This is a genomic window from Promicromonospora kroppenstedtii, assembly GCF_044389675.1.
GTDB classification, from domain to species: domain Bacteria; phylum Actinomycetota; class Actinomycetes; order Actinomycetales; family Cellulomonadaceae; genus Promicromonospora; species Promicromonospora kroppenstedtii.
Map to the genome: position 1 here is coordinate 283,163 of NZ_JBIRYI010000005.1, position 13,069 is coordinate 296,231.

Below are 13,069 nucleotides of genomic sequence, written 5' to 3' on the forward strand. Positions count from 1 at the left end.
GGGGATCTGTCTCGGCCCGCTCATTCTTGCGGCGGTGCGGCTTACTCGCCGTCCTCGCACGCGATGCCGTTGTTGTTCCGGTCGAGGTGCGGCATGTAGCCCGGCTCGGTGTTGGGCAGGGGCGCCGCGCCCGCGGCACGCACCGCGTCGCAGCTCCAGTAGAAGACGGTGCCCGGGTTCCCGTTGCCGTTCCCGTTGTTCTCCTGCTCCTGCTCCTCCTGCTGCTGTTGCTGCTCCTGCTGTTGCTGCTGCTCCTGCTGCTGCTTGAGCGCGGCCTCCTGCTCCTTGACCTGCGCCTCCCGGTCCCCGAGCGCCTGCTCGCGCTTGGCCACCTCGTCGCGCTGCTTGTCGACCTGCGCGCGGTCGGCCTCGATCTCGGCACGCTGCTCGTCGATGCCGGCCTGGATGTTCTGGGCGTCCGAGATCGCCTGGTTGGCGTCGGCCTGCTGGCCCGCCGTGACGATCACGCCGATGATCACGCCGAGCGCGAGCCCGGCGATGCCGATGGCCACCATCAGGCCGGCGCCAGGACCGCGCCGCTGTGTCTTGCCGGGCCGCTGGCCGGGGCCCATGGCTCCGGCCGCGACGGTGCCGACGGGGATCGGGCCACCGGACCGGCGGTTCGCGTCGTCGATGCTCAGCGGGCCGGGGCCACCGGGCCGCTGGTCGGCGGGCGTCGTCGTCGCCTTGCGGGCGCCGAGCCCTTTGATCGCGGCGAGCATGCCGGACGCCGGGCCCTTGGCCGACGTCTCTGGCGGCGGGGGCGGCGGTGCCATGCCGGGCTGCGGCGGGTAGACCGGCTGCGGGCCGGAGCCGGGGCGCCGGGCGCCCGCCGGCGGGGCGCCGATGGGCGCCATCGTCATGGTCGAACCCATCGCCTCGGCGGGCAGCACGGCCGGGGGTGCAGGCGCCGGGGCTCGGCCGGGGGCGTCGATCACCTGGATCGCGACGGTGCGGGTGTCCCCGCCTCCGTCCGGGGCGCCGGCGGGGGCCGGGGGCACGGGGGGCGCCGGGGGCGCGGCTGCGGTGGGTCCGGAATCGGGCTGGGGGGCGTCGGGGCGGTCGACCCAGTAGTCCCAACCGGGCGGGGCCGGTGGCCACGACGGGTCGGGAGCCCAGGTGGAGTCGGGTCGGAATCCCGGGGGCACCTGCCAACCCGGAGGCGGGTTGAAGCGCACGGGCATGGTTGCTCCTTCGATACGGTCGGCCCCACTATCGGCCATGCGGGTGGGTCGGCGCCAGAACCAGCGGGCCGATCGGACATTTCCCCCCGCGTGTGGAAGCGACAGTAGCGCGCCCGTGTCGGAGGTCACTGGTAGACCTGGGGGCATGTTCCTCCTGGAGCGTGAAGACGCCAGCAGTCTCGTGTACTCGGCCAGCGACCTCGTGATCGCGGGCGAGTGCGAGTTCCGCCTGCTCAGACGCCTCGACGAGCTCCTGGGCCGCAGCCCGCGCCGGGTGCGGGAGGAGGACCAGATGCTCGCCCGCACGGCGGCCCTGGGCGAGGACCACGAACGCCGCGTCCTGGCGGGCCACCTGGCCGCATTCGGCCCGGCCGACGACGAGCGGCCCGGCGGCGTGGTGGAGGTCGCGCCCGCGCGCCGGATGTCACGGGACGAGCTGCTCGACGCGCACTCGCGCACCCTGGCCGCGCTCGAGCGGGGCGCCGACGTCGTCTACCAGGCATCGTTCTTCGACGGGCGGTTCCACGGCCGGGCCGACTTCCTGGTGCGCGACCCCCTGGGCGCGGGGCTCCGGTACGCCGTGCACGACTCGAAGCTCGCGCGCCGCACCAAGGTGCGTGCCCTGCTCCAGCTCGCCGCCTACGCGGACCAGCTCCTGGCGGCGCGGGTCGACCCGACCGACGAGGTGCACCTGGTGCTCGGCACGGGGGAGACCACCTCGCACCGGCTGGCCGACCTGCTGCCCGTCTTCCGCACACGGCGCTCCCGGCTCACCGAGGTGCTCGACACCCACGTGGCCGACGCCGGCCCGGTGCGCTGGCAGGACGAGCGCTACCTGGCCTGCGGCCGCCTGCGCGACTGCCCGGACTGCGCCGAGGCCGCACAGCAGAGCCGCGACGTGCTGCTCGTCGGCGGGGTGTACGGGTCGCAGCGGGCGCGGCTCTCCGCCGCCGGCATCACCACCATCGACGACCTCGCGTCCGCCGAGGCCCCGCCGGACGGCATGGCCGCCGGCCGCTTCGAGGGACTGCGCGCCCAGGCGCGCCTCCAGCTCGGCCTGGACGAGGGCGACGGCTCGGTGGCGCTCGACCACCTGCCCGACGGCGTCCACCCGGACGGGCCCGACGCGCGCCTGCGCTGGCAGCTCGTGGCGACCGAGGCCATCGACGGGCTGCCGGCGCCGAGCCCTGGCGACGTCTTCTTCGACTTCGAGGGCGACCCGCTGTGGGAGGCGGCCCGGCTGCCCGGCGACGACCAGGCGCCGGCTATGGGCCTCGACTACCTCTTCGGCTGGGTCGAGCGACCCAGTCCGGACGACGGCACCCCGCCGTTCCACGGGCTCTGGGCCGACGACCTGGCGGCCGAGCGCGACGCTCTCGTGCGGTTCGTCGACTACCTGAGCGCCCGCCGCGAGACCTATCCCGACCTGCACGTCTATCACTACGCCGCCTACGAGAAGACGCACCTGCTCTCGATCGCGGCGCGCCACGGCGTCTACGAGGACGAGGTGGACCAGCTGCTGCGCGACGGGGTGCTCGTGGACCTCTACGCGGTGGTCCGCTCCTGCCTGCGCATCTCCAACCGGTCCAAGTCCATCAAGAAGCTCGAACCCCTCTACATGCAGGACGATCCGGCGCGCGAGGGCGTCACCAGCGCGACGGCGTCGGTCACCGAGTACGCGGAGTACGCGAAGCTCGCCGCCGACGGGGACGAGCGGGCGGCGGCGCTGCGGCAGCGCATCCTCGACTACAACGAGTACGACTGCCGCTCGACGCTGCGGCTGCTCGACTGGCTGCGCTGGGCGCGCGGCGCGGTGGGTCCGGAGGTCACGGCCTACGCGGTCGCCTCACCGGGGGCCGGCGATGCCGCCGGGGTCGGGGCGAGCACCTGGGTGCCCGGGCCTCCGGGTGGTGAGGGCTTCCCGGCGTCGGGGTCGGCCGGTGGCGGTGGTGCGGAAGTGCCCGTCGGGCCGGACGCGGCCGGGTCGGCGGGCGGCGGCGTCCTGGACGAGGCACGCCCCGGAGGCAACGGCGAGGCGGCGGCCGCCCGGGCGGAGGCCCGGCGCGAGGCCCGGGAGCGCCGGCTGGCGCTGGCCGCCGAGATCGCCGAGCGCGTCGGCGAGAACCGGGGCGACCGGTCGCTGGAGGTGCAGGCGCTCGCGCTGCTGGGCGCGGCCGTCGGGTACTACCAGCGGGAGGAGAAGCCGTTCTGGCAGGAACACTTCGCGCGGCTCGAGCTGCCGCTCGACGAGTGGCCCGGCCGACGGTCGACGTTCCACGTGGAACATGCGCGCGTGCTGCGGGACTGGGACGTCGTCGGGCGCGACCGGCTCGCCTCACGGGAGGTCGAGCTGGTGGGCCGCATGCTCGACGGATCGCGCATCGACGGGTCCGACCTGGGTGTGGGCGACGCGGTGCACGTGCTCTACGACCAGCCGGTGCCGCCCGTCGTGGGCGAGCTGGAGGCGCGGGCGATCCGCGGCGAGCACTCGGGCGGCACGATCCTGTCTGTCGGGGAGGAGGAACCCGCCGACCCCGTGGACGGCAGGCGCAGCCGCGACGTCGTGGTGCTGCGCGAGCGGCTGTCCGGGGGAGCGGACCAGCACGACCAGGCGCCCGTCGCCCTCGCACCGCAGCGCGGTCCGGCCCACGACGCCCAGGAGCAGGCCACCGAGGATGCCGCACGGACGGCGCTGGCCGCCTGGGACTTGAACCGCACCCTGCCCGACGGCGCGGCCGTCGACCTGCTGCGTCGCGACCCGCCTCGGCTGGTCGGCGGCGGAGACCTGCCCCGGCTGACGGAAGCCGGTGCGTCCGGCGGGGAAGTCGCAGGCGGGCGGCACCTGGAGGCTGCCGTGCTCGCCGCCGTCGAGCGGCTCGACCACTCCTACCTGGCGGTGCAGGGCCCGCCGGGCACCGGCAAGACGCACGTCGGCTCGCACGTCGTGGCCCGGCTCGTGGACGCGGGCTGGCGCGTGGGCGTGGTGGCCCAGTCGCACTCCGCGGTCGAGAACCTGCTGCGCTGCCTCGTCGACAAGGCCGGGGTGCCGGTCGATCTGGTCGCCAAGAAGCAGCGGGCCAAGGGCGTCGAGCAGGAGGCCGGCAGCCCGTGGCCGGAGCTGACCGGCAGCCAGCTCGCGGACTTCGCCGCCGGGAGCTCCGGCGGCTGCGTGGTGGGCGGCACCGCATGGGACTTCGCGCACGAGCGCTGGCCTGCCGAGGGCCTGGACCTGCTCGTCATCGACGAGGCGGGGCAGTTCTCGCTCGCGGACACGGTCGCTGTCGGCCGGGCCGCGCAGCGGCTGCTGCTGCTCGGCGACCCGCAGCAGCTTCCGCAGGTCAGCCAGGGAAGGCACCCCGAACCGGTGGACGAGTCGGCGCTCGCCTGGCTCGCGGCCGGTAGCTCCGTGCTGCCCGAGGGCCTGGGCTACCTGCTGCCCGAGTCCTGGCGCATGCACCCGATGGTCTGCGCGGCCGTGTCCGAGCTCGCGTACGCGGGCCGGCTGTCGGCCCACCCGGTCACGACCGAGCGGTCGCTCGACGGCGTGCCGCCCGGGGTGGCGCACGCCCCGGTGGTTCACGAGGGGCGCTCGACGTCCTCCCCGGCGGAGGCCGACGAGGTGGTGCGGCAGGTGCAGGACGTGGTCGGCCGCACCTGGCACCCGGGGCACGGCCGGCCCGCCCGCCCGCTGGGCCCGGACGACGTCGTGGTGGTCGCCGCGTACAACGCGCAGGTCCACGCGGTGCGCCAGGCGCTCCGCGCTGCCGGTCTCGACGGCGTGCCCGTCGGCACGGTCGACATGTTCCAGGGTCGGGAGGCGCCCGTCGCGATCCTGACCCTCGCGGCCTCGGCACCCGAGAACGTCTCGCGGGGCATGGGGTTCCTGCTGTCGCGAAACCGCATCAACGTGGCGGTCTCACGCGCGCAGTGGCGAGCCGTGGTCGTCTCGTCGCCCCGGCTCACCGACTACCTGCCCGGCGACCTGGAGGCCGACGGCGTGCGGCACCTCATGGAGCTCGGCGCGTTCCTGCGCCTCATCGGCTCCTGACCAGACAGAACTCTGGCGAGATGGAACTCCGGTGCCCACCAGAGCTCCATCTCGCCACGGTGCTGCCCGGCGCGAGGGGCTAGAACTCGCCGCCCCCGAAGTCCCCGCCGAAGTCGCCACCACCGTCGCCGCCACCGAACATGTCGCCGAAGAAGCCACCGCCGCCGTCCCCGGCGTCCGCACCGGCGTCGCCGCCCTCGGCGCCGGACGCCTCCACGGGCTCGGCACCGGCCTCCTCGCCGCCCGCCTCCTCGGCACCGGCCTCGCCGCCGCCCTCGTCACCGGCGAAGTCCTGGCCCGGATCGCCGAACGAGCTGCCGAACATCATGTCCGCCACGGCCGAGCCGATGACCATGCCGCCGATGGTGCCGAGCATGCTCGCGCCCAGCATCGAGCCGAAGCCCGGGCCACGGCTCGCCCCGAAGTTACGCTCCAGCGTGCCGGGGTTGCGCATCTCGGCGCGGGTGGCCATGCGGGCCAGGTCGCGCGGGTCGTCCGACGTCGCGCGCTCGTTGGGCGGCACGGTCTCGCTGAGCTGGGCCAGGACCTGGTTGCGCTGCTCGGGTGTGAGCTGGGCGAAAGCCTCCGCGTGCGCCTCCTCCACCCGGTCCGGCGGCGCGGTGCGCAGCAGGTACCGGTAGCGCTCGATCGCCACCTCGTCCTCGCTGCGGCCCGTGCTCGCCGCGGACCCGTAGACGGGGGCAGTGCCGTAGGCCGGGTTCTGGCCCGGTGCCTGCTGGTACCGCGGCCGCGGAGTGCCGCCACCCTGATACATGCCGGGTGTCTGCTCGCGCGGCTCGCGGCCGAGCAGTCGGTCGAGGAAGCCCATTGATCTCAGTCCTTCGTGAGGTTCGGTCCTGCCGGTCCACCCCGGTCAACGGCGCGCCGCCGCCCCGGGTTCCCGCACATCGTCCCTCCGTGACACGAACAGGACATGACGAAGGCCCGGTCACCGAGGTGACCGGGCCTTCGTCATGTCAGCCGGGAGCGTCAGCCCTCGACCTTGCCCTCGATCGCACGGTCGAACACGAGCGTGTTGTCGTCGGCGTAGTTGTAGACACCGATGAACGCGGACGACGGGTCGTTGTCCTCGTTGATCGGGCCGATGCCGGAGACACCCTTGTAGTGGATGTCATCGCCGGCCTCGAGCGCCTTGACGCCCTCCTCGAAGGTGGTCACCTCGGTGCCGCCGTCCGCGCCGGACACGGAGCGGATCGCCGCGGCGATGTCGGTGCCGGAGGTCGACTCCGCCTTCACCGCGGCGAGCGCGGCGAGGATGACGGCGTCGTACGACTCGGCGGCGTAGGCGTAGTCGGTCAGCGGCGAGCCCTCGCTCTCCTCGTACCAGGCGCTCGCCTCGTCCTTGAACTCCTGCGCGGGGTCGGCGCCGGGGATGGTGCCGACGACGCCCTTGAGCGTCCCCGGGTCGAAGTCCTTGGAGTAGTCGGCGGTGTTGCCGTCGCACAGGTACGTGGTGCCGTCGAAGTCCCAGCCCTGGGAGACGAGCTCGGCCACGGCCGCCTTGGTCTCCTCGAACGCGAGGATGACGATGGCGTCCGGCTTGGCGGCCAGCGCGTCGGTCACGATGGACGAGAAGTTGGTCTCGCCCGGGGCGAACTCCTCGCCGGAGCCGGTGCCGCCGTAGACGGCCTCGGCGCCGCCGGCCTCGATCGACTTCTGCACGTTGTCGCGCAGGCCGGTGCCGTAGGTCTCGTTCTGCACGAGGAAGGCGACCTTCTGGTGGCCACCGTCGAGCACGAGGGAGCCGAGCGCCGCACCCTGGACGGTGTCCGGCGGGGCGGTACGGGTGAACAGGTCGCTCACGCCGGAGAGCTCGGTGGCGGTGTTCGCGGGCGAGATCTGGAGGACCCCGGCCTCGGTGAACTGGTCGACCACGTTCTGCGAGACGGACGAGGACGCCGCGCCGATCGCGACCTGCACGCCCTTGCCGATGAGGTCGGTGGCCGTGTTGGTCGAGACGCTCATGTCGGTCGAGTCGCCGGAGTCGCCGGACTCAAGGGTCACGTCGTTGCCGAGCACACCCCCGGCCGCGTTGATGTCGTCGATCGCAAGTCCGACGCCCGCGACCTCGGGCGGGCCGAGGTAGGCAAGAGAGCCGGTGATCGGGAGGATGGTGCCGACGACGAGCGGCTCGGCAGAGCCCTCGCCCTCTCCATCGCCAGAACCCGAGGTGGAGCAGGCCGCCAAGCCCACGCTGAGGACTGCCGCTAGCGCGAGCCCGCGCGCAGCCGTGGAACGTCGAATCATGTCTGCTGTTCCCCTTCAAGCGGGAGTGGATCTGACGGCGCACTTTGCTCCGTCGTGGTCGCTGAAAGTAGTCACCTTGTGTGACGCCTGTGTCACGAATCCCCCACCCCGGCCGAGATCGTTACGAGGACGTGACCCACATCACCCTAGACCCAAGGAAAGTTCATCCGGCCACCCGCCAGACGCACCTCACGGAGATTGGTCGGGCTTTCCTGGGCCGAGCCAGGTACGCTTGCCATGTTGCAGTGCCTCGATCGTTCTTCCAAGAGATGACGACGACACCGTGATTACAGCGATCCCGAAGGCCGGGGTCGTCGCATCTTGCAAGGAGCAGTACATGGCATTCGGAACCGTCAAGTGGTTCAACGCCGAGAAGGGCTTCGGGTTCATCGCACCCGAGGACGGTGGGCAGGACGTGTTCGCCCACTTCAGCGCGATCCAGTCGAGCGGTTACCGCTCGCTCGAGGAGAACCAGCGCGTCGAGTTCGACGTGAAGCAGGGCCCCAAGGGCCTCCAGGCGGAGAACATCCGCCCGATCTGATCTCTGACAGCCGAGATGGCGGGCTCCTGAGCCCGCCCGGTTGTACGCCGAGGGCCCGGTCACCTTTCGAGGTGGCCGGGCCCTTGGCCTGTCCGGGGCCGGACGGCGGGAGAATGGGCCCGTGCAGCACTTCGCCTCCGACAACTACGCCCCCGTCCACCCCGAGGTCATGGCCGCCATCGCCGCGGCCAACGACGGCGCGGCCGTCTCGTACGGCGGCGACCCCGTCTCGGCCCGCCTGCAGGACCGTGCCACCGAGGTGTTCGGCGAGCGCGCCCGCATCTTCCCGGTACTGAACGGCACGGGTGCGAACGTCATCAGCCTCATGGCCTCGGCCCCACGCTGGGGTGCGGTGATCGCCAGCGACGTCGCGCACATCCACACGGACGAGAACGGGGCGCCCGAACGCGTGGGCAGCCTCAAGGTGCTGGCCGTCCCGAGCGTCGCGGGCCGCATCGGGCCCGACGCCGTGGACCGGTACGCCGGCGACATCGGCAACGTGCAGCGCGCCCAGCCCGCGGTACTGAGCCTCACGCAGGTGACCGAGCTCGGCACGGTCTACTCGGTGGCCGACCTCAAGCTCCTCGCGGACGCCGCCCACGCGTGCGGCCTGCGCGTGCACGTGGACGGCTCGCGCCTCGCGAACGCGGCGGCGGCCCTTGGTGTCGGGCTGCGGGAGATCACCACCGACGTGGGCGTCGACGTCGTGTCGCTCGGCGCTGCGAAGAACGGCGGCATGCTGGGCGAGGCCGTCGTCGTGCTCACCGACGACACCGCCCGTTCCGGCGACCCGGCCGGCCTGGCCGGCGCCGTGCCGTACCTGCGCAAGGCGACGATGCAGCTCGCCTCGAAGACTCGCTTCGTGTCGGCCCAGCTCCTGGCGCTGCTCGGCGAGCCGGGCACGCCGACGTCGGGGACGTCGTCCTCGGGCACGGTCGCCGCCGACGGCGCGCCGCTCTGGCTGCGCAACGCGGCGCACTCCAACTCGATGGCGGCGCGCCTGCGCTCCGGGATCGAGACGGCTGGGCTGCTGGAGCCCGGGGCCGGGGTCCGCGTGACATACCCGACCGAGGCGAACGTCGTGTTCGCGACCCTGCCCCGGGCCGCCGCCGACCGCGCGCGCGAGCACGCCCGGTTCTACGACTGGGCGCCGGGCGAGAGCGGAGACCGAGTCGAGGTGCGCTGGATGTGCGCCTGGGACACCACCGACTCCGACGTCGACGACTTCGTGCGGGCGATCGCCGCCGCGCTCTGATCCGGCCCCGCCGCCGAGTCGATTGCACGCCGGGTCGGCGGCGGGGTGAGACTTGTGGTCATGATCCGTTTTCGCCCCGCGGGCCTGCTGGTCGCCACCGTTCTCACGGTCGCGACGCTGGCCGCGGGATGTTCCGCTCCGGCCGGTGAGCCCGGACCTACTTCCTTGCCCGGACCCGTGCAGTCGAGCGCACGGCCGAGCCCCTCGCCGAGCCCGTCCCTGTCCGGTGGGGGAACGCCGTCGCCCAGCGCGTCGCAGCCCGCGCCCAGCGCGACGCCGTCCGCCCCGCCCACGCAGGAACCCCCGCCCGGCGAGCCGGACCTGTCGCTCGTGGCCGGCTGGTCGCTGGAGCAGAAGGTGGGTCAGGTCGTGATGGTCGGCCTGCCTGTCAAGGGTCCGTTCCAGCCGACGTTCGACATGCTGCGGGACCAGAAGATCGGCGGCGTCTTCCTGCACGGCCGTACCCAGGCCGGGCGCGGGCCGGTGAAGAACCTGGTGGACGCCGCCGTCGCCGCGGCGGACTCCCCGGTGCCCCTGTTCGTGGCCACCGATCAGGAGGGCGGCGAGGTGCAGGTGCTGCGCGGCAAGGGCTTCAGCGACATGCCGAGCGCGCTCGACCAGGCAACCCTGTCCGCGCCGGATCTACGCGCCCGTTCGGAGGTGTGGGGGCAGGAGCTCGCCGCCGCGGGCGTGAACCTCAACCTCGCGCCCGTGCTCGACCTGGTGCCGCAGCAGAGCGCGACGTCGAACGCGCCCATCGGCGTGTTCGGGCGCAACTACGGGTACGCCGAGCAGTCCGTGATCACGCACGGCAACGCGTTCGCGGAGGGCCAGCGGGACTCGGGCGTGCAGACGTCGATCAAGCACTTCCCGGGGCTGGGCCGGGTCACGGGGAACACCGACACCACGGCCGGCGTCACCGACACCGTGACCGGGCCCGACGACCCGTCGGTGTCGGTGTTCGACGCCGGCATCAAGGACGGCACCGGCCTGGTCATGATGTCGTCCGCCATCTACGCGCGGATCGACCCCGACGCGCCCGCGGTGTTCAGCCCCACCGTGGTGGGCCTGGTCCGCGAGCACGGGTTCGACGGCGTGATCATCACCGACGACCTGTCCGCCGCGGTGCAGGTGCAGGACGTGCCCGCCGGCCAGCGGGCGGTCCGGGCCGTCGACGCCGGGGTGGACCTGGTGCTGGCGTCCGCCAAGCCGTCCGTCGCCCCGGCGATGGTGGACGCGCTGGTCCGGGCCGCGCGCAAGGACCCGGCGTTCGCCGCGAAGGTCGACGCCGCGGCGGCCAGGGTCGTCGCGGCCAAGTCAGGCCTCTGACCGACCACCGGTCGAGTCGCCCCACCTCGCTGGTAGAGCCTGTGGAGACCAGGTTTCGACAGGCTCGACCAGCGAGGTGGTGGGCTCGATCAGACGCGGTGGCGATACCGCTCAGCGGTCGGCCAGGCCCAGCACGTCCAGGGTCCAGGCGTGCTCGAAGGCGATCTGCTCCCACGCCGAGTACCTGCCCGAGACCCCGCCGTGCCCCGCGGACATCTCGATCTTCAGCATCGCCGGCGCCCCGGCGGCCTGCAGCCGGGCGACCCACTTGGCGGGCTCGACGTACAGCACGCGGGTGTCGTTGAAGCTGGTCGTCGCCAGCACCTTCGGGTAGCGCGAGGCGTCGTCGGCCACGTTCTCGTACGGGGTGTACGACCGCATGTACGCGTAGACCTCGGGGTCGTGCAGCGGGTCGCCCCACTCGTCCCACTCGGTCACCGTCAGGGGCAACGTCGGGTCGAGCATCGAGGTCAGGGCGTCCACGAAGGGCACGCCCGCCTGCACGCCCGCGAACAGCTCGGGCGCCAGGTTGGTCGCCGCGCCGACCAGCAGCCCGCCGGCGCTGCCGCCGTCGGCCACCATGCGGTCGCTCGCCGTCCAGCCCGTGGCGACCAGGTGCCGGCCGCAGGCCACGAAGTCGGTGAACGTGTTGCGCTTGGCGCCCAGCTTTCCGTCGTCGTACCAGGCGCGGCCCATCTCGCCGCCGCCCCGCACGTGCGCGACGGCGAAGACGACGCCACGGTCGAGCAGGCTCAGGCGTGCCACCGAGAAATACGGGTCGATCGAGTACTCGTAGGCGCCGTACCCGTACAGGAGCAGCGGCGCGGGCTCGGCGGGCGCGTCAGCTGTCCCGGTGGTCTCGCCGGTCCCGCTGGTCGAGCCTGTCGAGCCCCCGAACCGCACCTTGTCCTTGCGCCAGACCAGCGAGATCGGCACACGCGTGCCGTCCTCGGCCACGGCCCACTCCCGGCGCTGGTCGTAGTCGCCGGCGTCGTAGCCGCCGAGCACCGGCTGCTGCTTGAGCAGGGTGCGCTCGCCGGAGGCGACGTCGTACATGTAGAGCGAGGAGGGAGTGACGAACGAGGTGTAGCCCACCTTGAGGTTGGGCTGCTCCCACACGCCGACGCCAGCGCCGACCGACTCCAGCGGCTGGCCGAACGAGATCTCCTGGAAGTCCCAGGTGACGGGCCCGCCGCCGGTCTCGACGGGCTCGTCCAGCGACAGCACGGCGGAGCGCGAGATCGCCTCGCGGCGGTAGTAGAGCACCAGGTAGCGCTCGCTGGCGCTCACCCCCTCCAGCCGCACCTCCGGATCGTGCGGCACGACGACGTCCGCGTCCCGCGGGGCCACCGTCTCGCCAGGGGCGGGAACCGGTGACGTGACCAGCTCGAAGTTCAGCGCGTCCTGGTTGTGCAGGATCAGCAGCACGTCGCGGGCCGGAGAACCGGGCAGCACCGCGTGCTCCACCGAGTACTCCACGCCCTCGCGGCGGGGCCAGACCACGCGGAACTCGCCCGTGGGGTCGTCGGACTCCAGCAGCCACGACTCGCTCGTCACCTTGGAGCCCAGCTCGATCTGCAGGTACCTCTTGGAGCGGGACAGGCCCACGCCCACCCAGAACCGCTCGTCCGGCTCCTCGAACACCAGCGTGTCCTGGGAGCCGGTCGCACCGAGCTGGTGTCGCCACACCCGCCACGGCCGCCAGGCCTCGTCCACGGTCAGGTAGAAGATGTGCTCGCCGTCGGGGGTGAACATGGCGCCCGGTGCGGTGTCACGCACCTCGTCGGGGAGGTCCTCGCCGGTGGCCAGGTCGCGCACGCGGAGCGTGTAGCGCTCGTCCCCGGCGGTGTCGGTCGCGTACAGCAGCCGCGTGCCGTCGTCGGACACGTCGAGCGAGCCGAGGGCGAAGAAGTCGTGGCCCTCGGCCGCGGCGTTCTGGTCCAGCATGATCTGCTCGCCCGGCACGGGCTGCCCGGGCTCGAGCACGCGGGGCGTCCAGTCGTCCGGCCCTGCTGCGGGGTAGCGGGCGTGGATCGGGTACTGCTGGCCCTCGACCGTTCGGGCGTAGTACCACCAGTCGCCGTCGCGCGCGGGGACCGAGAGATCGGTCTCGAGGGTGCGCCCCTTGATCTCGTCGAACAGGGTCTGCCGCAACGGCGCGAGGTGTTCCTGGCGGGCCAGGGTCCAGGCGTTCTGCGCCTCCAGGTGTGCGACGACCTCAGGGTTCTCCTTCTCGCGGAGCCACTCGTAGTCGTCGACGAAGGTGTCGCCGTGGAAGGTGCGCTCGCGAGGGCGGCGCTCGGTGCTGGGCGGTCCGGACGGCGGGAGCACCCGCACGGAACCGGTCGGTCGGTCGGCCGTGGGGGCGGCCGCTGGGGGAGTCTGGGCGTCGTCGGACACCGCGTCAGCCTAACCGCGCGGACCGCCGGACGAAGGGGTGTTCC

Annotated in this window: 8 protein-coding genes; 4 read left to right on the forward strand and 4 right to left on the reverse strand. The window is 73.0% G+C overall.

Going from position 1 to position 13,069, the window contains the following annotated elements:
• Positions 1 to 41 precede the first annotated feature (41 nt).
• The gene (locus ACH47X_RS10445; protein WP_397403911.1) at positions 42 to 1,001 is read right to left on the reverse strand and encodes an excalibur calcium-binding domain-containing protein; all 960 of its coding nucleotides are present in this window, start codon (positions 999 to 1,001) and stop codon (positions 42 to 44) included.
• Between the two features lie 328 nt (positions 1,002 to 1,329).
• Here ACH47X_RS10445 and ACH47X_RS10450 point away from each other — a divergent pair, with 328 nt between their 5' ends.
• Positions 1,330 to 5,232 (forward strand): TM0106 family RecB-like putative nuclease, encoded by a 3,903-nt coding sequence (locus ACH47X_RS10450; RefSeq protein WP_397403913.1) that lies wholly within the window; start codon positions 1,330 to 1,332, stop codon positions 5,230 to 5,232.
• A 79-nt stretch (positions 5,233 to 5,311) separates the two neighbouring features.
• On the opposite strand, the gene ACH47X_RS10455 is transcribed toward ACH47X_RS10450, so the two are convergent.
• Together ACH47X_RS10455 and ACH47X_RS10460 are read right to left on the reverse strand one after the other, a co-directional pair.
• On the reverse strand, positions 5,312 to 6,061 hold the full coding sequence (locus tag ACH47X_RS10455; RefSeq protein ID WP_397403915.1) for a hypothetical protein: 750 nt from the start codon (positions 6,059 to 6,061) through the stop codon (positions 5,312 to 5,314).
• Positions 6,062 to 6,222: 161 nt separating this feature from the next.
• Positions 6,223 to 7,500 carry an ABC transporter substrate-binding protein gene (locus ACH47X_RS10460; RefSeq protein ID WP_397403917.1) on the reverse strand — a complete coding sequence of 426 codons (1,278 nt, stop codon included), beginning with the start codon at positions 7,498 to 7,500 and terminating at the stop codon, positions 6,223 to 6,225.
• Positions 7,501 to 7,837: 337 nt separating this feature from the next.
• Here ACH47X_RS10460 and ACH47X_RS10465 point away from each other — a divergent pair, with 337 nt between their 5' ends.
• The 3 genes from ACH47X_RS10465 to ACH47X_RS10475 all read left to right on the forward strand — a co-directional run bounded on the left by ACH47X_RS10465 (position 7,838) and on the right by ACH47X_RS10475 (position 10,625).
• Positions 7,838 to 8,041, forward strand: coding sequence for a cold-shock protein (locus ACH47X_RS10465; protein ID WP_036971009.1), 204 nt, complete (start codon positions 7,838 to 7,840; stop codon positions 8,039 to 8,041).
• 121 nt (positions 8,042 to 8,162) lie between these two features.
• Positions 8,163 to 9,296, forward strand: a complete 1,134-nt coding sequence (locus ACH47X_RS10470) for a threonine aldolase family protein (RefSeq protein WP_397403919.1) — start codon at positions 8,163 to 8,165, stop codon at positions 9,294 to 9,296.
• A 60-nt stretch (positions 9,297 to 9,356) separates the two neighbouring features.
• Positions 9,357 to 10,625: a glycoside hydrolase family 3 N-terminal domain-containing protein gene (locus ACH47X_RS10475; protein WP_397403921.1), complete on the forward strand. Its 1,269-nt coding sequence runs from the start codon at positions 9,357 to 9,359 to the stop codon at positions 10,623 to 10,625.
• A gap of 111 nt (positions 10,626 to 10,736) precedes the next feature.
• Here ACH47X_RS10475 and ACH47X_RS10480 read toward each other — a convergent pair whose 3' ends face one another.
• Entirely contained in the window at positions 10,737 to 12,962 is a 2,226-nt protein-coding gene (locus ACH47X_RS10480; RefSeq protein WP_397404032.1) for a S9 family peptidase, read from the reverse strand.
• Between the last annotated feature and the right edge of the window lie 107 nt (positions 12,963 to 13,069).

Coding starts and splice junctions, on each gene's coding strand:
- ACH47X_RS10450 (WP_397403913.1), top strand. CDS start 1,330: ATGTTCCTCCTGGAGCGTGAAGACGCCAGCAGTCTCGTGTACTCGGCC.
- ACH47X_RS10455 (WP_397403915.1), bottom strand. CDS start 6,061: ATGGGCTTCCTCGACCGACTGCTCGGCCGCGAGCCGCGCGAGCAGACA.
- ACH47X_RS10460 (WP_397403917.1), bottom strand. CDS start 7,500: ATGATTCGACGTTCCACGGCTGCGCGCGGGCTCGCGCTAGCGGCAGTC.
- ACH47X_RS10465 (WP_036971009.1), top strand. CDS start 7,838: ATGGCATTCGGAACCGTCAAGTGGTTCAACGCCGAGAAGGGCTTCGGG.
- ACH47X_RS10475 (WP_397403921.1), top strand. CDS start 9,357: ATGATCCGTTTTCGCCCCGCGGGCCTGCTGGTCGCCACCGTTCTCACG.